General features: G+C 74.1%; 19 protein-coding genes. 5 read left to right on the top strand and 14 right to left on the bottom strand.

Features of this window, described 5'->3' with window-relative positions:
- The first annotated feature begins 75 nt into the window (after positions 1-75).
- A complete protein-coding gene (locus CLT75_RS32365) occupies positions 76-555 on the top strand; it encodes a type III secretion system chaperone family protein (RefSeq protein WP_135243836.1) in 480 nt (159 codons plus the stop codon).
- On the top strand, positions 552-2,201 hold the full coding sequence (locus CLT75_RS32360; protein WP_135243835.1) for a type III secretion system chaperone family protein: 1,650 nt from the start codon (positions 552-554) through the stop codon (positions 2,199-2,201). The genes CLT75_RS32365 and CLT75_RS32360 overlap by 4 nt, the downstream gene beginning before the upstream one ends.
- Positions 2,202-2,345: 144 nt before the next feature.
- Here CLT75_RS32360 and CLT75_RS32355 read toward each other — a convergent pair whose 3' ends face one another.
- The 6 genes from CLT75_RS32355 to CLT75_RS32330 form a co-directional block, all read right to left on the bottom strand.
- Positions 2,346-3,896 carry an alpha-lytic protease prodomain-containing protein gene (locus CLT75_RS32355; RefSeq protein WP_135243834.1) on the bottom strand — a complete coding sequence of 517 codons (1,551 nt, stop codon included), beginning with the start codon at positions 3,894-3,896 and terminating at the stop codon, positions 2,346-2,348.
- Positions 3,897-4,070: 174 nt separating this feature from the next.
- The gene (locus CLT75_RS32350; RefSeq protein WP_135243833.1) at positions 4,071-5,759 is read right to left on the bottom strand and encodes a ribonuclease J; all 1,689 of its coding nucleotides are present in this window, start codon (positions 5,757-5,759) and stop codon (positions 4,071-4,073) included.
- Between the two features lie 51 nt (positions 5,760-5,810).
- A complete protein-coding gene (dapA, locus tag CLT75_RS32345; RefSeq protein WP_135243832.1) occupies positions 5,811-6,737 on the bottom strand; it encodes a 4-hydroxy-tetrahydrodipicolinate synthase in 927 nt (308 codons plus the stop codon).
- 52 nt (positions 6,738-6,789) lie between these two features.
- Positions 6,790-7,527 (bottom strand): FAD-dependent thymidylate synthase, encoded by a 738-nt coding sequence (thyX, locus tag CLT75_RS32340; RefSeq protein ID WP_026268015.1) that lies wholly within the window; start codon positions 7,525-7,527, stop codon positions 6,790-6,792.
- A gap of 126 nt (positions 7,528-7,653) precedes the next feature.
- The gene (locus CLT75_RS32335; RefSeq protein WP_135243831.1) at positions 7,654-8,304 is read right to left on the bottom strand and encodes a DUF2752 domain-containing protein; all 651 of its coding nucleotides are present in this window, start codon (positions 8,302-8,304) and stop codon (positions 7,654-7,656) included.
- The gene (locus CLT75_RS32330; RefSeq protein WP_135243830.1) at positions 8,294-9,523 is read right to left on the bottom strand and encodes a DNA glycosylase AlkZ-like family protein; all 1,230 of its coding nucleotides are present in this window, start codon (positions 9,521-9,523) and stop codon (positions 8,294-8,296) included. The genes CLT75_RS32335 and CLT75_RS32330 overlap by 11 nt, the downstream gene beginning before the upstream one ends.
- A 78-nt stretch (positions 9,524-9,601) precedes the next feature.
- Between CLT75_RS32330 and CLT75_RS32325 the strand changes: the two genes are divergently transcribed.
- Positions 9,602-10,147 (top strand): GNAT family N-acetyltransferase, encoded by a 546-nt coding sequence (locus tag CLT75_RS32325; protein ID WP_135243829.1) that lies wholly within the window; start codon positions 9,602-9,604, stop codon positions 10,145-10,147.
- Here the strand turns inward: CLT75_RS32325 and CLT75_RS32320 are convergent.
- Positions 10,052-11,356, bottom strand: a complete 1,305-nt coding sequence (locus tag CLT75_RS32320; RefSeq protein ID WP_135243828.1) for a glycosyltransferase family 87 protein — start codon at positions 11,354-11,356, stop codon at positions 10,052-10,054. The two genes, CLT75_RS32325 and CLT75_RS32320, sit on opposite strands and share 96 nt — an antisense overlap.
- A 35-nt stretch (positions 11,357-11,391) precedes the next feature.
- Here CLT75_RS32320 and CLT75_RS32315 point away from each other — a divergent pair, with 35 nt between their 5' ends.
- Positions 11,392-11,985 (top strand): GNAT family N-acetyltransferase, encoded by a 594-nt coding sequence (locus CLT75_RS32315; protein WP_135243827.1) that lies wholly within the window; start codon positions 11,392-11,394, stop codon positions 11,983-11,985.
- Positions 11,986-12,089: 104 nt separating this feature from the next.
- Here the strand turns inward: CLT75_RS32315 and CLT75_RS32310 are convergent, their stop codons facing one another.
- The 7 genes from CLT75_RS32310 to truB form a co-directional block, all read right to left on the bottom strand.
- The gene (locus tag CLT75_RS32310) at positions 12,090-12,557 is read right to left on the bottom strand and encodes a GNAT family N-acetyltransferase (RefSeq protein WP_135243826.1); all 468 of its coding nucleotides are present in this window, start codon (positions 12,555-12,557) and stop codon (positions 12,090-12,092) included.
- Between the two features lie 76 nt (positions 12,558-12,633).
- Entirely contained in the window at positions 12,634-13,395 is a 762-nt protein-coding gene (dapB, locus tag CLT75_RS32305) for a 4-hydroxy-tetrahydrodipicolinate reductase (RefSeq protein WP_135243825.1), read from the bottom strand.
- Between the two features lie 54 nt (positions 13,396-13,449).
- The gene (locus tag CLT75_RS32300; RefSeq protein WP_135243824.1) at positions 13,450-14,817 is read right to left on the bottom strand and encodes a M16 family metallopeptidase; all 1,368 of its coding nucleotides are present in this window, start codon (positions 14,815-14,817) and stop codon (positions 13,450-13,452) included.
- Positions 14,818-14,938: 121 nt separating this feature from the next.
- Positions 14,939-17,296 (bottom strand): polyribonucleotide nucleotidyltransferase, encoded by a 2,358-nt coding sequence (locus CLT75_RS32295; RefSeq protein WP_135243823.1) that lies wholly within the window; start codon positions 17,294-17,296, stop codon positions 14,939-14,941.
- Positions 17,297-17,516: 220 nt separating this feature from the next.
- Positions 17,517-17,786 carry a 30S ribosomal protein S15 gene (gene rpsO / locus CLT75_RS32290; protein WP_013284678.1) on the bottom strand — a complete coding sequence of 90 codons (270 nt, stop codon included), beginning with the start codon at positions 17,784-17,786 and terminating at the stop codon, positions 17,517-17,519.
- A 182-nt stretch (positions 17,787-17,968) separates the two neighbouring features.
- Positions 17,969-18,895 carry a bifunctional riboflavin kinase/FAD synthetase gene (locus tag CLT75_RS32285; protein WP_013284677.1) on the bottom strand — a complete coding sequence of 309 codons (927 nt, stop codon included), beginning with the start codon at positions 18,893-18,895 and terminating at the stop codon, positions 17,969-17,971.
- Between the two features lie 32 nt (positions 18,896-18,927).
- Positions 18,928-19,812 (bottom strand): tRNA pseudouridine(55) synthase TruB, encoded by an 885-nt coding sequence (gene truB / locus CLT75_RS32280; RefSeq protein ID WP_135243822.1) that lies wholly within the window; start codon positions 19,810-19,812, stop codon positions 18,928-18,930.
- A 108-nt stretch (positions 19,813-19,920) separates the two neighbouring features.
- Here truB and CLT75_RS32275 point away from each other — a divergent pair, with 108 nt between their 5' ends.
- Positions 19,921-20,916 (top strand): hypothetical protein, encoded by a 996-nt coding sequence (locus CLT75_RS32275; protein ID WP_135243821.1) that lies wholly within the window; start codon positions 19,921-19,923, stop codon positions 20,914-20,916.

Here is a 20,916-nt window from a genome sequence, read left to right as displayed (position 1 = left end):
TTTCCGGGTCGTGTCCGCGCGTCGCAGCACGGGTCGGACCGTCGTTTGTGTTATTCGCCTCAGAAGGGATGCCCGATGGCGTCGCCGGAGATCGAGGACGGTCCGGACGGTCCGCTGGCCGGATACCCGCAGGAACTGCGCCCGCTGACCGGCGAGCTGATCGCCGCCGTGCTCGGCCACCGGGGGTACGCGGTGGTCGAGGAACCCGACGGCGCGCTGGTGGGCCGCTGGGAGCGGAACCTGATCTGGTTCCACCGCCGGGGCGCGGCAGGTGAGCTGCTCCAGGTCCGCACCGTCGTCGCGGACCACTTCGGCATCGAGCGCGTGCCCGAGCTGCACGCGTTCTGCAACACGTGGAACCACGACCGGCTCTGGCCGAAGGCGTACGTGCACGTCGCCGACGACGGGTCGGCCCAGGTGTGCGGCGAGGTCACCACCGACCTGGAGCGCGGGGTGACGCCGCACCAGCTCGACCGGCTCGTCGACTGTGGCGTGACCACCGGGTGCCAGCTCGCCGCCGCCGTCGACGAGCTGGCCGGCGGGACGCTCCGGTGACCACGGCACGCGACAGAGGGCTGGCCGCCGCGCTCGCCGACGCCCGGGACCGGCCCGACGGCGCGGAGCGCTGCGCCGAGCTGGAGCGGATCGCGTCGCGGGCGGACGCCACCGGCGATCCGCGTACCGCCCTGTCGGCGCGGTTCGCGCTGGTCGAGGCGTACCTGCACCGGGGCGAGCGGTGGCGGGCGGTGGAGCCGGTCCGGCGGATGAGGGCCACGCTGGACGGGCACCCCGGGCTGCTGGACGCCCGCCCGGACGAGCTGACCCGGTTGCGCCGGCATCAGCGGCAGGCGGTGGAGGCGTCGTTCGGCACTCCCCGGGTGGGTCTGGACCAGGCCCGGTCCCTGTTGGACGCGCTCGCCGGGGAACTGGGCGAGGACGCGGCGCCGGTGGCGGAGCTGCGCTGCCGGCTCGCCGACCACCTCGGCGACGAGCCGGCGGCCCGGCGGGCGTACGAGCGCTGGTCGGCGGCGGACGAAGACGACCCGGTGGGTGGCTGTGCGGGGTGCGCCCCGGCGCGGCGGGCCGACCTGCTGGCCGGCTGGGGCGAGCCGGACGCGGCACTGGCGGCGCTGGCACCGGCGCTGACCGGCTGGGCCGAGCCGCAGGCGCCACCGACCCGGCGGGGCGAGCGGCAGGCGGCAGCGGCCGGCGCGACGGCCTGCACCGACCAGCCGGAACGGGCGCTCGCCGTGGGGCTGCTGCCGTGGCTGCGTACCGGCGCGGTGACCCGGGCGGCCCGGGCGCACGTGCGCGCGTACCGCCGGCACCGCAGCGAGAAGGCGGCGTTCCCGCTGCTCGCCGCGCATCTGCGCTTCTGCGCGCTGGGCGGCTACCCGCATCGTGGGCTGGAGATCCTCACCGAGCAGCTGCCCGAGCTGGACCGCCCGGCCGACGACCTGTCCGCGATGGAGTTCGCGGCGGCGGGGGCGCTGCTGTGCGGACTGGCCGCCGAGGCCGGGCTGGGCGGGCGGCGCATCCACCGCCCGGGGCACGGTTCCCGGCCGGCGGCCGAGGTGGACGTGGCGACGCTCGGTACGCAGTTGCAGGCGCTGGCGACGGCGCTCGCCGGCAGCTTCGACGCCCGCAACGGCACCGGGCACCAGTCCGGCCGGATCGCCTCCTGGCTGGCCGAGCGGCCGCTCGCCGCGCCGGTGTCGCTGGCTGCCGAGAGCGAGTTCGACGAGGAGCCGGACGCCGATGATCCGGCCGAACCCCTGCTGCCCGGGCCGGAGGAACCGGCACCGCTGGACGCGGCGCTGCTCGCCGCCGCGCTCGACGCCCGGGGGGAGCCGTACACGGCGGAGCCGGACGGCACGCTCGCCGGGCGGTGGGGCGAGGCCACGATCCAGTTCCGCCTGCTCGGCCGAGACGGCGACGTGCTGCACGCCCGGGTGGTGGCGGAGCGGCGGCTGCCGGCCGGGCGGCGCGCCGAGGCGTACGCGTTCTGCAACGCCTGGAACCACGACCGGCTGCTGCCCGCCGCATACGTGCACGAGCCCGGCGACGGGACGCTGGTGCTGGCCGCGGGCGTCTCCACCGACCTGTCCTGCGGGGTGGCCCCGGCGCAGCTCGCGGTGCTGGTGGCCGCCGCGGTCCGCACCGGCACCGCGTACGCCGAAGCGGTCGCCGCGCTGCCCTGAGCCGCACCGACCGACAGCGCCCGGACGCGGCGCGGCCCCCGACCACCGGGCGGTGGTGATTCCCGGAGGAACCGTGCCGCCGACGCGGCGCGGCCCCCGACCACCGGGCGGTGGTGATCGGGGGCCGCGGTCTGGGTGCGGCGGTCAGCGGGCGGAGAACGCCAGCGTGTACTCGCCGGAGCCGGACAACCCGACGACGCGGTACCGGTAGGCGCCGGCCGACGTGTCGGCGGTCAGGCGGGCCGTGCCGTCGGCGGTGGCCGCGCGGGCCACGGTGCGGAACGCGCCGCCGGTGAAGCGTTGCAGCTCCAGCACCACCCGGGCGCCGTCGGGCGCGGACAGGCACGCCTCCTGGGTGCCGTCGGGCACCCGGTAGAAGCGCCCGTCCGGCTGGATCTGGGTCCGTCCGGCGGCGATCCGGCCGGTCCGGCTCACCTGGCCGGAGCACTCGGTGTCGCCCGCCGGCGGGGTGGGCTCGGCGGTCGCGGGCGGGGTGGTCTCGCCGCCGCCCGCAGGCGGCTGCGTGGGCGCGGGCTGGTCGCCGGCGGTGACGAGCGTCAGGTTGTTGCGCTGGAGGATCTCGTTCACCGGCTGGAAGAACGTGGTGCCGCCCCGGGTGCAGTCGCCGGATCCGCCGGAGGTGACGCCCTGCGCCTGGTCGCCGGAGAGCCACGCGCCGCCGGAGTCACCCGGCTCGGCGCAGACGTTCGTCCGGGTCAGCCCGGTGACGGTGCCCTCCGGGTAGTTGACTGTGGCGTTCTTCGCCTGGATCAGGCCGCAGCGGGTGCCGGTGGTGGAGCCGGACCGGCAGATCGACGCGCCCACCGGTGCCTCGGTGGAGCCGTTCACCGCCACCGTGCCGCCGTCGGCGAAGTCGGTCACCACGCCCTGCGGCGTCCAGTCGGCGTTCACCCGTACGAACGCCCAGTCGTCGCCCGGGAACGAGGACGCGGCGAACGTGCCCTGGGCGACCCGGTTCGATCCGGTGGTGCGGTCCCCCGGCCGGCCGCAGTGCCCGGCGGTGACGAACCCGCCGACCACGGAGAAGCCGACCGAGCAGCGGCCCGCGTTGTTGATCAGGTAGGCGTCGCCGCCCCGCACGTCGAACAGCGGACGCGGGGCCTCGTCGGCGGTCCGCACCCGGACCATCCCGGCCTTCGACCCGGCGGCGGCGGCGAGCCGGCGGCCGTCGGCCTCCGCGCCCGGACGGGCGATCACGACCACCGCGTTGTCTGCCACGTCGACGTACCAGCCGGCCACGTCCGGGCTGGCGTCGGCGCCCGCCGCGTCCAGCCGGCTCTTGACCGCGTCCAGCTCGGCGACGCCCCGGGCGACCCGCTTGGGCACCGCGCCCGCCGCACGTACCCGCGCCTCGCCGGCCGGGTCGGCCACCGCCACGGTGAGCGTGGCGCCGTCCGCGCTGAGCCAGCTTCCCCCGTAGCCGGCGCCGAGTTCGCCGCGCAGCCGGGTGACGGTACCGGCCGCCCATCGCTCGGTCCGCAGCCGCTTCGCCGCCTGGTCGCGGGTCAGCGAGAGGTCGCGGCCCATCGCGTCGAGGACCTCCGGCGCGACGCCGTCGGCCGCCGGCGCGGCCCGCCGGGGCTCCTCACCGGCGAACGACGGTACGGTCACCGCCGCCGTCAACCCGGCCGCCGCCACCAGTACGCCGATGACTGTCATCCGTCTGCGGTCCATCCGCCACGCTCCTCCCGACCGGCGCAGGGGCACGCCGGCCATCGGGAGGTACGGAGACGGACGCCGATCGGATGAGTACCGGCGGCACGTTTCGACGCGCCGTGTCGGGGCGTACCCGGAAAGCGACGGCGCCGGCCCACCGCGGACGGTGGACCGGCGCGCGGCGCGGTCGGGTCAGACCTCGACGACGGTCGGGACGATCATGGGCCGACGGCGGTACGCGTCGTTGACCCAGCGGCCCACCGTGCGGCGGACGATCTGCTGGAGCTGGTGCGGGTCGGTGATGCCGTCCGCGGCGGCCCGGTTCAGCGCCTCGGTGACCAGCGGGACCACCGGGTTGAACGCCTCCGGGTCCTCGGAGAAGCCCTTCGCCGAGACGGTCGGCCCGGCGACCACCTTGCCGGTGACCGAGTCGACGACGACAGTCGCGGCGATGAACCCGCCGTCGCCCAGGATGCGGCGCTCGGTGAGCAGCGACTCGCTGACGTCACCGACGGCGAGGCCGTCGACGTAGACGTACCGGCTCTTGACCCGCCCGACCAGGCTGGCGCGGCCCTCGACCAGGTCGACCACGTCGCCGTCCTCGCAGAGCACGACCCGGTCCGGCGCGACGCCGGACTCGATGCCGAGCCGGGCGTGCGCCCGCAGGTGCCGCCACTCGCCGTGCACCGGCATCAGGTTGCTCGGGCGTACGACGTTGAGCAGGTAGAGCAGCTCGCCGGCCGGGGCGTGGCCGGAGACGTGCACCTTCGCGACGTCCTTGTGCACCACCACGGCGCCGGCCCGGGCCAGCCGGTTGATCACCCGGTAGACCGAGGTCTCGTTGCCGGGTACCAGCGAGGACGCCAGCACCACGGTGTCGCCCGGCGCGATGGTGATGTGCCGGTGGTCGCCGCTGGCCATCCGGCCCAGCGCGCTCATCGGCTCGCCCTGCGAACCGGTGGACATCAGCACGATCTGCTCGGGCGGCAGGTTCGTGGCCTCCTCGATCCCGACCACCAGGCCGGCCGGGATGTTGAGCAGGCCCAGGTCGCGGGCGATGCCCATGTTGCGGACCATGGACCGGCCGATCAGCGCCACCTTGCGGCCGTGCTCGACGGCCGAGTCGAAGACCTGCTGCACCCGGTGCACGTGCGAGGCGAACGAGGCGACGATGATCCGCCCCTTGGCCTTCGCGAAGATCGAGTCGAGGACCGGGCCGATCTCCTTCTCCGGCGTGACGAACCCGGGAATCTCCGCGTTCGTCGAGTCCGAGAGCAGCAGGTCGACACCCTCGGCGCCGAGCCGGGCGAACCCGGCCAGGTCGGTGATCCGCCCGTCGAGCGGAAGCTGGTCCATCTTGAAGTCGCCGGTGTGCAGCACCAGGCCGGCCGGCGTACGGATGGCCACCGCCAGCGCGTCCGGGATCGAGTGGTTCACCGCGAAGAACTCACACTCGAACGGGCCCAGCCGTTCCCGGCCGCCCTCCCGCACGGTCAGCGTGTACGGCTGGATCCGCCGCTCGGCCAGCTTCGCCTCGACGAGCGCGAGCGTGAACTGCGAGCCGACGAGCGGAATGTCCGGCTTGTGCGCGAGCAGGTACGGCACCGCGCCGATGTGGTCCTCGTGGCCGTGCGTGAGCACGATCGCCTGCACGTCGGCCAGCCGGTCCAGGATCGGGCCGAAGTCGGGCAGGATCAGGTCCACGCCCGGCTGCTCGACGTCGGGGAACAGCACCCCGCAGTCGACGATCAGCAGCTTGCCGTCGTACTCGAAGACGGTCATGTTCCGGCCGATGGCGCCGAGTCCGCCGAGCGGGATGATCCGCAGGCCGCCCTCGGGCAGCGGCGGGGGCAGTTCACCCTCGATGTGCGCCTCGGTCACGCGTCACCTCATTCTGCGACGCCGTCGCGCGGCGTCCGTCGTGTCGTTGATTCATTCGGGCAGGGGCAGGCCCGCCGCGGCGCAGTCGGCGCGCAGCTGGGCCAGTTCGTCACCGGTGGCGTCGACGAGCGGCGGCCGCACCGGACCGGCCGGGCGACCCTGCGTCCCCAGGCCGGCCTTGACCAGGATCGTGCCCTGGGTGCGGAAGATGCCGGTGTAGAGCGGCAGCAACCGCCGGTGCAGGGCGAGCGCCCGGGCGTTGTCGCCCGCCTCGAACGCCTCGATCATCTGCGTGGTCAGCGCGCCGGTGAAGTGGGTGGAGGTGCCGACCACGCCGACCGCGCCGATCGACAGCATCGGCAGGGTGAGCGCGTCCTCGCCGCTGTAGTAGGCCAGGTCGGTGCGGCTGAGCACCTCCGCGGTGGCGAGCAGGTCGCCCTTGGCGTCCTTCACCGCGACGATCCGGCCGTGCTCGGCCAGCTTCACGAGCGTCTCGGTGGCGATCGCCACGCCCGTGCGGTGCGGGATGTCGTAGAGCATGACCGGCAGGCCGGTGGCGTCCGCGACGGTGGTGAAGTGACGCAGCAGCCCGGCCTGCGGCGGCTTGTTGTAGTACGGCGTGACCACCAGCAGGCCGTGCGCACCGGCCTTCTCGGCCTGCGCGGCCAGCTCGACGGTGTGCCGGGTGTCGTTGGTGCCCACCCCGGCGACGATGCGGGCCCGGTCGCCGACCGCCTCGACCACGGTGCGGATCAGCGACTCCTTCTCCGCCTCCGTGGTGGTCGGGGACTCGCCGGTGGTGCCGTTGAGGACCAGCGCGTCGTTGCCCTGCTCGTCGACGAGGTATTCGGCCAGCCGGGCGGCGCCGTCGAGATCCAGGCCGCCGTCCGGCGTGAACGGGGTCACCATGGCCGTCAACACTCGCCCGAACGGGCGCGACGCGCCCCGGCTCGGGGCGGCGGAGTGGTCGTGCGTCATGCTCACAACCTAGCGGACGGCCGCCGGTGGCCCGGCGGCGAAGGGCGACGAGTCACTCGGCGTGCGGCGACGCTGCCACCTCGGTGCCGTCGGGCAGGGTGGAGATCTCGAAGTCGGCGAAGACGTTCGGCGCGACACCCTTGAGCTGGCGCAGGCACTCCACCGCCAGCTCGCGGATCTCCACGTCGGCGTGCTCGGTGGCGCGCATCTTCACGAAGTGGCGCCAGGCCCGGTAGTTGCCGGTCACCACGATCCGCGTCTCGGTGGCGTTGGGCAGCACCGCCCGGGCCGCCTGGCGGGCCTGCTTGCGGCGCAGCGTCGGGTTGGGCTCGTCGGTGAAGCGGGCCTCCAGCCCCTCCAGCAACTCGGTGTACGCCCGCACCGCCGCGTCGGTGGCCTCGACGAACTTCTTGTGCAGCTCCGGGTCGTCGGCGATCACCGACGGCTCGACCATCGCGGCGTCCCGCTCGGGCACGTAGCGCTGGGAGAGCTGCGAGTAGGAGAAGTGCCGGTGCCGGATCAGCTCGTGCGTGAACGAGCGGGAGACGCCGCTGAAGTAGAAGCTCACCGAGCCGTGCTCCAGCACGCTCAGGTGGCCGACCTCCAGGATGTGCGCCAGGTAGCCGGCGTTGGTGGCGGTGGCCGGGTTCGGCTTCTTCCAGCTCTGGTAGCAGGCCCGGCCGGCGAACTCGGCGAGCGCCTGCCCACCGTCGGCGTCGGTGGACCAGGGCACCTCTTCGGGCGCCTGGAACTGGGTCCACGCGATCAACTTGACCTGGGGCTGAACCATCTCCGGCATTCCTGCGACTGTAGTTGGCCCGCGCCCGGCGTGGAAATCGGGCACGCGGCCGACCAGCGGGCGCTCCGCCCAGGTGTCCAAGATCTCCCGGCCCTCCGGCGGAGAGGGCGGAGAGGGCTAGACGTAGAGCGAGGTGAAGGGGGCCCAGGGTAGGTTGCGGACCACCGAGAAGACCCCCCACGCGGCTAGGAACACGCCGATGACCTTGGGGCTGAACTGGGCCTCGGGCAGCTTCCAGCCGAACGCCCGGTTGCCGGCCCAGGCCACGAAGAGCCAGGTCAGGAACGGCAGCGCGAAGACGAACAGGAAGTGGTGGCGGGCGGCGGCGGGCAGGTCGCCGTGCAGCACGTACCAGAGCGCGCGGGTGCCGCCGCAGCCCGGGCAGTCCAGGCCGGTGGTCAGCTTGAGCAGGCAGGTCGGTGCGGCGTCCGGGTCGCTGCGGGTCGGGTCGCTGATCAGCGCGTACGCGACGCCGAGGCCGACGCAGCCGAGCGCGGCGAGCGGCACCGCCCAGCGCGGGGCGCGGGCGTGCAGGCGCATCACCATCCGGGTGAACCGGTCGGCCTCGACCGGCTGATACGCCACCGGGTAACCCGGCCACGGCTCCCCCGGCGCTCCGGCGGGAGCAGGCGGACCGGCATGCGCGGGCGATCCGGACTCCGGCTGCGCGTGCCCGTGCGGGTGCGGGTGCGGGTGCGGGTGCGGCTCGGTGTGCGGGTCGGGCGCGGTGGCAGGCCGGTCAACGCTCGTCACGCGCTCACCGTACACCGGCCACGCCCACCAGCGCGGCGGCCAGCGGCCCCGCGAGGTCGCCCGCGGCGGGCGGGGCGACCGCGTCCAGGCCGAGCCAGCCGGCGAGCCGGTACAGCTCGGCGGCGAGCGCCACTGCGGTCTCTCCAGGGTCGGCGCCCGGCTCGACCCAGGCGGCGGGCACCAGCAGCGCCCCGGCCTTCCGGTCGGCCTTCAGGTCGACCCGGGCGGTGAAGCGCTCGCCCTGGCGGAAGGGCAGCACGTAGTAGCCGTAGACCCGCTGGGGCGCCGGCACGTAGATCTCGATCCGGTAGGTGAAGCCGAACAGACGCTCGGTGCGTGCCCGCTCCCAGACCAGCGGGTCGAACGGGCTGACAAGCGTGTTGCCGCGGACCCAGCGGGGCAGCCGCGCGTCGGTGTGCAGGTAGGCGGGCTGCCGCCAGCCCTGCACGGTGACCGGGGTCAGCTCGCCGGCCTCGACCAGCTCGGCCACCGCCCGCCGCGCCCCGGCGACCGGCAGCCGGAAGTAGTCGCGCAGGTCCGTCTCGGCGGCGACGCCGAGCGCGCGGGCAGCGATCGACACGAGCGACCGGTGCGCCTCGGCGTCGCTCGGGGTGGGCGCGTCCAGCACGGCGGCCGGGAGCACCCGTTCGGGCAGGTCGTAGCGGCGGGCGAACGAGTTGGTGCGGTCGGCGGCGGTGACCTCGCCGGCCCAGAACAGGAACTCGAGAGCCCGCTTCACGGCCGACCAGTTCCAGCCCCAGTTGCCGGTCTCCCGGGGGGCGTCGTGCTCGATCTCGGCCGCGGTCAGCGGCCCCCGGGCGGCCACCTCGTCACGGACCCAGGCGACCAGCTCGGGCTGCTCCTCGGCGATCCGGCGCATCCCGCCCCACGCCTCGTCGCGGGCCTTGGCCATCCGCCAGCGCAACGCCGGGTGCAGCCCCACCGGCACCAGCGACGCCTCGTGCGCCCAGTATTCGAACAGCTCACGCGGGCGGCGGTAGGCGGCGGTGTCGAGCAGGGCGGTCGGGTAGGGCCCGAGCCGGCTGTAGAGCGGCAGGTAGTGCGCCCGCTGGAGCACGTTCACCGAGTCCATCTGGATCAGCCCGACCCGGTCGAGCACCCGGCGCAGGTGGCGGCGGGTGGGCACGCCGGTGGGCGCCGGGTCGGCGAAGCCCTGGGCGGCCAGGGCGATCCGGCGGGCCTGGGCGAGGGAGAGCGATTCCGGTACGGCCATCGCGGCGACCCTAATCCAGCGGTACGACATCGGGAGCGGCGGCTGGACCCATCGCCCGCCGGGGCATAGAACGGACAGGTGCTCACCATTCGCCGGGAGGAACCGGACGACGCCGAGGCGATCGCCCGGGTACACGTCCACGGCTGGCAGGCCGGGTACGCCGGGATCATGCCCGAGGAGGTGCTGAGCCGGCTGAACCCGCGCGCCTGGGCGCAGCGCCGCCGCGACCTCGGCACCGCCGACCCGGAGCACCCGTTCACCACGCTCGTCGCCGAGGACGGCGGCACGATCGTCGGGTTCACCACGTTCGGGCCGTACCGGAACAACCAGGACCGCGGCGACCTCGACCCGGCGCACGGCGAGCTGCTGGCGATCTACCTGGAGCCGGCGCACTGGGGCTCGGGCGCCGCCCGGACACTGCTCGCGGCGGCCCGCGACGGCCTGGCCGAGCGGGGCTGGACCGGGTACCGGCTCTGGGTGCTCGCCGACAACGCCCGCGCCCGCCGCTTCTACGAGCGGACCGGGCACTCACCGGACGGCGAGGAGTCCACCTACCCGGTGCCGCTCTCCGGCGGGCGCACCCCGATCCTGCTCCGCGAGCTGCGGTACACCACCGGAGGCTGACCCGGCCGGGACGCCGTCGCCGGGGCGCCCGCCGCCGGCCGGCGTGAGCCAGCGCCGGATCGGCAGTCCGAGCAGCAGCGCCAGGCTGATCCACACGTACGTGTTGCTGCCGAGGAACCCGTCCACGCCGCTGAAGTCCTTCTCCCAGGACCAGACGATCCGGCTGCACAGCAGCGCGTACCCGATCAACGCGGCGGCCAGCAGCAGACGGCGCCGGCGGCTGCGGGCGGGCACCGCCATGCCGTTGTCCACGAGCAGGATCAGCCCGGGCAGCAGCCAGACCAGGTGGTGCACCCAGGTAACCGGGCTGACCAGGCACATCACGGCGCCGGTGAGGGCCAGGCCGGTGGCCTCGTCGCCGGCGGCCACCGCCGCCCGCGAACGCCACGCCCACACCACGAGCGTCAGGAGTACGAGCGCCAGCCAGGCGATGGTGCTCGGGTGCTGCGGGTCGAGCCGGGCCACCACCCCGCGCAGCGACTGGTTGGAGACGAACGCCAGCTCACCGACCCGGTCGGTGTTCCACAGCGCCTCGGTCCAGAACTCCCGGGAGGCGTCGGGGAAGAGACCGGCGGCCACCAGCGTGGCGACGGCGGCCGTGCCGACTGTGGTCAGCGCGGCCCGCCAGCGGCCGGTGACCAGCAGGTAGACGATGAAGATGCCGGGCGTCAGCTTGATCGCGGTGGCCAGGCCGATGCCCACGCCCGCCCAGCGGCTGCGTGCCGGCAGCAGCCACAGCAGGTCCACCGCCACCAGGAACAGCAGCAGCATGTTGACCTGGCCGAAGTTGACCGTCTCGCGCATCGGCTCGTACGCGGCGGCCAGGCAGAGCGCGACAGCGAGCGCGAACCAGCGGGTCCAGCCGGACCGGCGGGCCACCGGGTCCAGCAGCCGCCAGATGACCACGGCGCTCGCCAGCACCGTCGCGGTCACGCTCACCACGATCGCCGCGCTCCACGGCAGGTACGCCATCGGCAGCATGACCAGGGCGGCGAACGGCGGGTAGGTGAAGCCGTACTGCGTGCCGGGGCGCAGGAAGTCGTAGATCTCCCCGCCGTCACGCGCCCAGTACGTCAGCGCGCCGTAGTAGACCTGCAGGTCGAAGAAGCCGTGCCGCACCGCCGCCACGGAGAGGAACACGGTGACCGCCGCGGCGAGCGCCACCACGGCGACGACCTGCGTGATCGTCCGCCCGGCACCCTGCGCCACCGTCACCCTCCTCGCCCTGCGTAGGCTCACGTGCCATGGCTGCAGGCTACGTCCGGCCCGCGCGTCCCGAGGACGCCGGCGAGATCGCACGCATCCAGCTCGCGACCTGGCGGGTCGCGTACCGCCGGATCCTGCCCCGGCACGTGCTCGACAACCTCGACGAGGCGTACCTCGCGCGGCGGTGGAGTGCGGCGGTGCAGGAGCCGCCCTCGGGCGCGCACCGGGTGCTGGTCGCCGTCGAACAGGCGGCGCAATCCTATCTGGTGGGGTTCGTCGCCTCCGGTCCGGCCGACGCCGACGCGCTCGCCCCGGACGAGCCGGCCGAGGCGCTCCGTTCAGGCGTCGCGGCGGTGACGGACCTGCTGGTCGAGCCCCGGTGGGGGCGGCGCGGGCACGGCAGCCGGCTGCTCGCCGCGGCTGTCGACCACTGGCGGTCCGACGGGCTGACCCGGGCGGTGGCGTGGACGTTCGACGCCGACGCGGCGACCCGGAAGTTCCTCGGTTCGACCGGCTGGGAGCCGGACGGCGCGACCCGCGCGCTGGACGTGGACGACATGCTCGTCCCCCAGCTCCGCTTCCACGTGGCGGTCCCGGAGACCGCGGAGGAAAATTCCTCAGCCGACCGATGAGTTTCCGCCCGGCCGCCGGTCCACCCTCGCGTGGGTGGGCCGGCGGTCCCGGCACGGGGCAGGACCGCCACCCCACCCGCCGCACCGCCGGCCCTCGACGCGGGTCAGGCTGGGGGGAGTTCGGCTACCAGTTCGGCGTCCTCCATCGCGCCTGTGGGGTGGAAGCCCAGGGACGTGTAGAGGGCGGCGGCGGGCCTGTTGTCGGGGTGGTAGCTCAGGCGGATCGGTTCGCCCGCCTCGGCGAGCCAGTCGGTGAGCGTCCGCACCGTGGCGCGGCCCAGGCCCCGGCCCTGCTCGGCGGCGTCGATCACCATGCCGCCGATCCAGCGCGACTCGTCGTCGTCCACGCCCCACATGACGTGGCCGACGACAGTCTCGTCGGCGTACACGGCCAGCGAGTTCCAGACGTCCGAGCGCTCGGTGAGGAGCAGGTAGCGGGCGGCGAGTGCGGCCACGAAGGCCCGCTGGTCGTCGTGCGGCGCGACGTCCGCCACGGCCCGCCAGTTGCCGTCGTCCACCGGGCGCAGCGTCACCCGGCGGCCGGTGCGGTCGGAGTGTCCGGAATCGATCATGGAAAGCAGCCTAGGTCGACGCCCCCGACCAGGCAAAACGGTTTCCCGCAGCGGGCCGGGGGCACACCGCGGCAGGTCAGTCGAGCAGGGCGTCCAGGCCGACCGTCAGCCCGGGGCGACGACCCACCTCGCGGACCGCGAGCAGCACGCCGGGCATGAACGACACCCGGTCGTACGAGTCGTGCCGGATGGTGAGCGTCTCACCCGTGGTGCCGAACAGCACCTCCTGGTGGGCGACCAGGCCGGTGGCGCGTACCGCGTGCACGCGTACCCCGTCGATGTCGGCGCCGCGGGCGCCGGCCACCTCGTCGCGGGTGGCGTCCGGCGCGGGCCCCAGACCGGCCTCGGCGCGGGCCGCGGCGATCAACCGGGCCGTGTGGGTGGCGGTGCCGCTCGGCGCGTCCAGCTTGCGCGGGTGGTGCTGCTCGACGATCTCGACCGACTCGAAGTAGCGGGCGGCGCGCGCCGCGAACTGCATCATCAGCACCGCGCCGATGCCGAAGTTGGGGGCGATCACCACGCCCACACCGGGCCGGTCCGCGAGCCAGCCGCGCACCTCGGCGAGCCGCTGCTCGGTGAAGCCGGTGGTGCCGACCACCGCGTGCACGCCGTTCTCGACGCACCAGCGCAGGTTGTCCATGACCGCGTCGGGGGTGGTGAAGTCGACGACCACCCCGGCGGCCGCCCGGGCCACCGCGTCCAGGTCGTCGCCCTGGTCGACGGCCGCGACCAGCTCCAGGTCGGCGGCGGAGTCGACCGCCTTGCAGACCTCCATGCCCATCCGGCCCCGTGCGCCCAGCACACCGACCCGGGCCGCCGTCTTCTGCTGCTCAGTCACGGCCCACAACCTATCCCAGCGCCCGGCACCGGATCCGGCGGACCGGCGCGGCGCTCAGCTCGTGGCCGCGAAACTGCCGGAGTCGAACGGGCCGACCACCGCGAGGGACATCGGCCGGCCGAGCAGGTCGGCGGCGAGCGCGTTCACGTCGTCGAGCGTCACCGCGTCCACCCGGGACAGCAGGTCGTCCACCGGCATCAGGTTGCCGTAGAGCAGCTCGCCCTTGGCGAGCCGGCTCATCCGCGAGCCGGTGTCCTCCAGCCCGAGCACGAACGAGCCCTTGCTCATCCCCTTGCCCCGGGCCAGCTCCGCCTCGGTGATCCCCTCGGCGGCCACCCGCGCCATCTCCGCGCGGGTCAGGTCCAGCACCTCGTCCACCTTGCCCGGCGCGCAACCGGCGTAGACGGCGAACACGCCGCTGTCGGCGTACTGGCTGGCGTACGAGTACACCGAGTACGCCAGGCCGCGCTGCTCCCGGATCTCCTGGAACAGCCGGCTGGACATGCCGCCGCCGAGCACGTTGTTCAGCACGCCGAGGGCGAACCGCCGGTCGTCGGTGCGGTCGATCCCCGGGCAGCCGAGGATGACGTGCGCCTGCTCAGTCTCCTTCGGCTCGACGAGCGTGGTGGCCGGCCTGGTGCGTACCGTCGGGGTGGCCGACCGGTGCGGCGCCGGCGACGCCGGGTCGGTGTCCAGCGGGGTGCCGCGCAGCGCCTGCCGGACCAGCTTGACCACCGCGGCGTGGTCGAGGTTCCCGGCGGCGGCGATCACGATCTGCGGCGCGGTGTAGCGGCGGCGGTAGAAGCCCTGGATCTGCCGCCGGGTCATCGGCGTGACCGTCTCCTCGGTGCCGGAGATGAGCCGGCCCAGCGGGTGGTCGCCGTAGACGGCGCGGGCGAACAGGTCGTGCACCTCGTCGCCGGGCTCGTCGTCGTGCATGGCGATCTCTTCGAGGATGACGCCGCGTTCGGTCTCCACGTCGGCCGGGGCCAGCACCGAGTCGGCGACCAGGTCGCACATGACGTCGATGGCCAGCGGCAGGTCCTCGTCCAGCACCCGCGCGTAGTAGCAGGTGTATTCCTTCGTGGTGAAGGCGTTGGTCTCGCCGCCCACGGCCTCGATCTGCGCCGAGATCTCCAGCGCGCTGCGCTTGTTGGTGCCCTTGAACAGCAGGTGCTCCAGGAAGTGCGCGGCGCCGGCCTGCGTGCCGGTCTCGTCGCGCGAGCCGACCGCCACCCAGATGCCGAACGACACGCTGCGCATCGCCGGGATCGCCTCGGTGAGCACCCGCAGCCCGCTGGGCAGCACGGTACGGCGGACGGTGCCGCCGAGCGGGTCGTCGCTGAGCGTACGGGTGACCGCGCGGGCCGCCGAGCCGGCCGGCGCCACCCCCCGTCCCGTCGAGGCGCCTGACGAACTCACGAGAACCTGCTCTCCGGATGACGAGGAACGGCGGGACGTACGACGGCTCCAGCTCGCGCAGGCGACCTGGAGCCGTGGGCCGGCCCGGGTGACGCGGACGTCACCCGGGCCGGTCGGTGGATCAGCTGTGCCGGGTCCGGCGGCGCGGACGGGACTCGCCGCCGCCCTCGCCACCCTCGGAGCGGCGCTCGCCACCCTCGGAACGACGCTCGCGGTCACCCCGGTCACGCGGGCCGCGGTCGCCGCCGCGGTCCCGGCCGGACGGACGGTCGCCACCCTCGGCGGCGGCCGGCGCCTCGGCGCCCTCCGGGCGGACCTTGTCCAGGTAGATCTTGCCGCGGGCGTCGATGTCCGCGATCTCCACCTCGACCTTGTCGCCGACGTTGAGGAAGTCCTCGACCTTCTCGACCCGCTTGCCGTCGCCCACCTTGGAGATGTGCAGCAGGCCGTCGCGGCCCGGCAGCAGCGAGATGAAGGCGCCGAACGCGGCGGTCTTCACCACGGTGCCGAGGAACCGCTCGCCGGCCTTGGGCAGCGTCGGGTTGGCGATCCCGTTGATCCGGTCGACTGCGGCCTGGGCGGACGGGCCGTTTGTGGCGCCGACGTAGATCGTGCCGTCGTCCTCGATGGAGATCTCGGCGCCGGTCTCGTCCTGGATCGCGTTGATGGTCTGGCCCTTCGGGCCGATCACCATGCCGATCTTGTCGACCGGGATCTTGACGGTGGTGACCCGCGGGGCGTAGTCCGACATCTCGGCCGGCGCCTCGATGGCCCGCTGCATCACGTCGAGGATGGTCTGCCGGGCCTCGTGCGCCTGCTGGAGCGCGGCGGCCAGCACGTCCGACGGGATGCCGTCCAGCTTGGTGTCGAGCTGGAGCGCGGTGACGAAGTCACGGGTGCCGGCGACCTTGAAGTCCATGTCGCCGAACGCGTCCTCGGCGCCGAGGATGTCGGTCAGCGTCACGTACTGGGTCTTGCCGTCGACCTCGTCGGAGATGAGGCCCATGGCGATGCCGGCGACCGGCGCCTTCAGCGGCACACCGGCCGAGAGCAGGCCCAGCGTCGAGGCGCAGACCGAACCCATCGAGGTGGAGCCGTTGGAGCCGAGCGCCTCGGAGACCTGCCGGATGGCGTACGGGAACTCCTCGCGCGAGGGCAGCACCGGGATCAGCGCCCGCTCGGCGAGCGCGCCGTGGCCGATCTCGCGCCGCTTCGGCGAGCCGACCCGGCCGGTCTCACCGGTCGAGTACGGCGGGAAGTTGTAGTTGTGCATGTAGCGCTTGCGGTTCTCCGGGGACAGCGTGTCCACCATCTGCTCCATGCGCAGCATGTTCAGCGTGGTGACGCCCAGGATCTGGGTCTCGCCGCGCTCGAACAGCGCCGAGCCGTGCACCCGCGGCAGCACGCCGACCTCGGCGGTCAGCGGGCGGATGTCACGTGGGCCGCGGCCGTCGATGCGGACCTGCTCGCGCAGCACCCGGTTGCGGACCTCGGACTTGGTCAGCGAACGGAACGCGGCGGACAGCTCCTTCTCGCGACCCTCGAACCGGCCGGTCAGCTCCTCGGCGACCTTGGCCTTGATCCGGTCCAGGGCCTCCTCGCGGTCGGCCTTGCCGGCGATCTTCAGCGCCTCGGCGACGTCGGCGCGGGCCACCTCGGCCACCGCGTCGTACGCGTCGTCCTGGTAGTCCAGGAAGATCGGGAACTCGGCGACCGGCTTGGCGGCCACCTCGGCCAGCTCGCTCTGCGCCCGGCACAGCTCGCGGATGGCCGGCTTGGCGGCCTCCAGGCCGCTGGCCACGATCTCCTCGGTCGGCGCGGTCGCGCCACCCGAGATCAGGGTCACGGCGTTCGGGGTGGCCTCGGCCTCGACCATCATGATCGCGACCTCGCCGTCCGCCAGGGTGCGGCCGGCCACGACCATGTCGAAGGTGGCCCGCTCGAGCTCCTCCAGGGTCGGGAAGGCGACCCACTGGCCGTCGACGTGCGCGACCCGGGTCGCACCGATCGGGCCGGAGAACGGCAGGCCGGAGAGCTTGGTCGACATCGAGGCGGCGTTGATCGCCACCACGTCGTACGGGTGCTGCGGGTCGAGTGCCAGCACGGTCTCGACGACCTGGACCTCGTTGCGCAGGCCCTTGACGAACGACGGGCGCAGCGGCCGGTCGATCAGCCGGCAGGTGAGGATGGCGTCCTCGCTGGGCCGGCCCTCGCGGCGGAAGAACGAGCCGGGGATGCGGCCCGCGGCGTACATCCGCTCCTCGACGTCCACCGTCAGCGGGAAGAAGTCGAACGACTCGCGCGGCTGCTTGCCGGCCGTGGTGGCGGAGAGGACGACCGTCTCGCCGAGCTGGGCGACGACGGAGCCGGCGGCCTGGCGGGCCAGACGGCCGGTGGAGAAGGTGATCTCGCGGGTGCCGAAGGCCCCGTTGTCGATCACCGCGGTGCGGGATTCGGTGCCGAGGTTGGTCTCGGTCATGTGCTGTGGTGCTCCTTCGCGTCGTCGGCCGACGACACGGGAACTGCTCAGGCGGCCGGTCTTCGATCGAAGCGCCCGGGACGGCCGGCGTCGTGCCGGGATTCCCGGGGGCCACTACCGGAGACCGGTGCTGACCGGCTCCCTCTCGGGTGTCGCGCGGCCGGGTTCTTCGGTGGTACCGGAAACGGGGGAGCGGCCAGGCGGCCACTCCCCCGTCAGGTCATCGGCGCAGGCCGAGCCGCTCGATGAGCGACCGGTAGCGGTTGATGTCCTTCTTCTGGACGTAGTTCAGCAGCCGGCGGCGCCGGCCGACCAGCAGCAGCAGCCCACGGCGGCTGTGGTGGTCGTGCTTGTGCACCTTCAGGTGCTCGGTGAGCTCCGCGATCCGCTTGGTCAGGACCGCGACCTGCACCTCGGGCGAGCCGGTGTCGCCCTCGGCGGTGGCGTACTCCTGGCGGATCTTGGCCTTGGCTTCCTGGTCGAGCGCCATGTTCTCCCTGTTTCGTGGGTCATTCGATGAGGTCCGGAGCGGTCGTGGTGACCGGTGCAACGGACCGGTTCCTCGCACCCGCGGCGTCGTGCAGGCACGCGAGGCCCCCGTCGGTCAGCCGACGTCTCCGTCAGCCTACCAGCCCTCGGGACGGACGGCCGGTCAAGGTGGCCCCGCGCCGGTCAGAGCACCGCCCGGCGGGTGCGTTCCACGTCCTCGGCGATCTGGGCCACCAGCGGTTCGATCGCGTCGTATGTCCGCTGCTCACGCAGGTGCGCCACGAAGTCCAGGGCCAGCCGCTCGCCGTACAGGTCGCCGCTGAAGTCCAGCGCGTACGCCTCCACCCGCCGCTCCCGGCCGGAGAACGTCGGGTTGGTGCCGATCGACACCGCCGCGGCCAGCGGTTCGCCGTCTCGGCGCACCAGGCGGGCCGCGTACACGCCGTCGGCCGGCACCGCCGCGTACCTGTGGGTCAGCAGGTTGGCGGTGGGGTAACCCAGCTCACGTCCGCGCTGGTCGCCGCGGACCACCACGCCCTCGACCCGGTGCGGGCGGCCCAGCGCCGCGGCCGCCGCGCCCACGTCGCCCGCGTCGACGCAGGACCTGATGTACGTGGAGGAGAAGACCGTCCCCGCCTCGGCGACCAGCGGCGCGCCCTCGACCGCAAACCCGAAGGTACGGCCCAGCCGCTCCAGCAGCGGCACGTCACCGGCGGCCCGGTGCCCGAACCGGAAGTTGTCGCCGACCACCACCAGCGCGGCGTGCAGGTGCGCGACCAGCACGTCGTGCACGAACGCCTCGGGCGGCAGCCGGGAGAACTCGACGGTGAACGGCACCACGCAGAGCACGTCCACGCCGAGCGCCTCGATCAGCTCGGCCTTGCGGGCCGGCTCGGTCAGCACCGCCGGGTGCGAGCCGGGGCGTACCACCTCGGCCGGGTGCGGGTCGAACGTCACCACCACCGACTTGACGCCCAGCTCCCGGGCGCGCGCCACGGCGTGACCGATGGTGGCCTGGTGCCCCCGGTGCACGCCGTCGAAGACGCCGATGGTGACCACCGAGCGTCCCCAGCCGCCGGGCGCCGCCTCGTACCCCCGCCACCGCTGCATGCCGTTCCTCCCCCTGTCCGCCCGCGCGCCGTTCAGGCCGGGGCCAGCACGATCTCCGCGCGGGCCCGACCATCCCGCTCGCTGACGATAGCGATCAGCCCGCCCGCCGGGTCGAAGACGGCGTACGGCCCGGTGATCCCGGCGGGCGCCAGCGGCCCGCCGTGGGACAGCACCCGGGTCTCGTCGGCGGTGGCGTCCCGGCGCGGGAAGAACCGCGCGGCGGCGGCGTCCAGCGGCAGGTTCACCACGTCCGGCGCGCGCTCCTCGAGCTGGTCGAGCGTGGCCGCCTCGGCGAGCGTGAAGCCGCCCACCGCGGTCCGGCGCAGCGCGGTGAGGTGACCGCCGACGCCGAGCGCCGCGCCCGCGTCGCGGGCCAGCGCCCTGATGTACGTCCCGGACGAGCAGGTCACGTCCACGTCCACGTCCACCACGTCCGGGACGTCCCGGCGAATCGCCAGCACGTCCAGCCGCGACACGGTGACCCGGCGGGCGGGCAGCTCGACCGCCTCGCCGTCGCGGACCCGCTTGTACGCCCGCTGACCGTTGATCTTGATGGCGCTGACCGCGCTCGGCACCTGGTCGATCTCGCCGGTGAGGGCGGCCAGCGCGGCGCGTACCCCGTCGTCGGTGACCGCGCCGGCCGGGGTGGTCGCGACCACCTCGCCCTCGGCGTCGTCGGTGACCGTGACCTGTCCCAGCCGGATCGTCGCGGCGTAGCTCTTGCCGGCGCCGATCACGTACGTGAGCAGCCGGGTCGCCCGGCCCACCCCGATCACGAGGACGCCGGTGGCCATCGGGTCGAGCGTGCCGCCGTGCCCGACGCGGCGGGTACGGGCCAGCCGCCGGATGCGGGCCACCACGTCGTGCGACGTCATGCCGCCGGGCTTGTCGACCACGATCAGACCGTCTGTGCTCACGACCGCCAAGCCTGCCAGACGTCGGTGATCGGCCCTGCGGGGGATACCGCCCAGCTTCGGCCGGGTGTCAAGATCGTGCGCCACCGCCCCGTCTGCCCGGGAAGTCCGATGACCGATCACCGCTCCACTCCCGCCCCCCACCCCGCCGGCGGCGCGCCGGAGGACGAGCTGGGACGGGTGCCCGAGTGGCTGCGCCGGCCCGAGCCCGAGGTGCCGCCCGGCCGGGCGGACCGGCTGCGGATCGCGCTCGGCGGGCACTCCGGCAAGCTGCTCGGCGGCGGACTCGTGCTGGTGCTGCTCGCGTTCTTCGGGCTCGTCGGCGGCCTCGGCTACCAGGGTTTCCAGCGCTGGCGTGAGCCGGCCGCCGAACACCCCACGGTCAGCCTGCCGGTCGGTGAGCAGGCGTCCTCGTCGGCGTCCCCGCCACCGGCCGCCGGCCCGTTCGACGGCACCCCGGCGGCCGCCTTCCCGGAGGGCGCGGCGGGGATCGCGCTGCCCCGGGCCAAGCGGACCGGCGCGTTCAGCGAGAAGCAGGTGGCCGACACGCTGGCCAAGGTACGCAAGGCGCTGATCACCGCCCGGCTGGACCGCGCGTTCTTCACCGCGAAGAGCCCGGAGCGGCTGGTCCGCCAGTTCGCCCCGGACGCGCGGGCCGGTGTGCGCGACGACTTCCCCACCGGCGAGGCGGGCACCTACGCGACCCGGCTCGCCCCCGGCGCCCGGCTCACCGCCGACCAGCCCCGGGTCAAGGGCCGGATCAGCTACCGGGCGACGAAGGACCGGGACGGCATCCGCATCCTGGAGGTGACCACGAACTTCGTCTGGGCGTACGCGTTCCCCACCACCAGCCCCACGCCGGGCGACGGCGTCGTGGTGGTCCACGACACGGTGAAGTGGAGCACCCCGCATCCGGCCGACGTGACCACCGCCTCCGCCGGGCTGTGGATCGAGCGGGCCGACTCGTACGCCTCCAACATCGACTGCGCCGCGCTGGACAAGGGGCTGCTCGCGCTCGGCAAGCCGTCGTTCGGCGGTCCGGCCGACCCGGACCCGGACGCGGTGTTCGACCCGGACAAGACCGTCGACCTGCCGGACACCTGCTGA

Source organism: Micromonospora sp. CNZ285, assembly GCF_004637285.1.
Note: the sequence above shows the minus strand (reverse complement) of the source record. Positions and strands in the feature narration are given on the sequence as shown.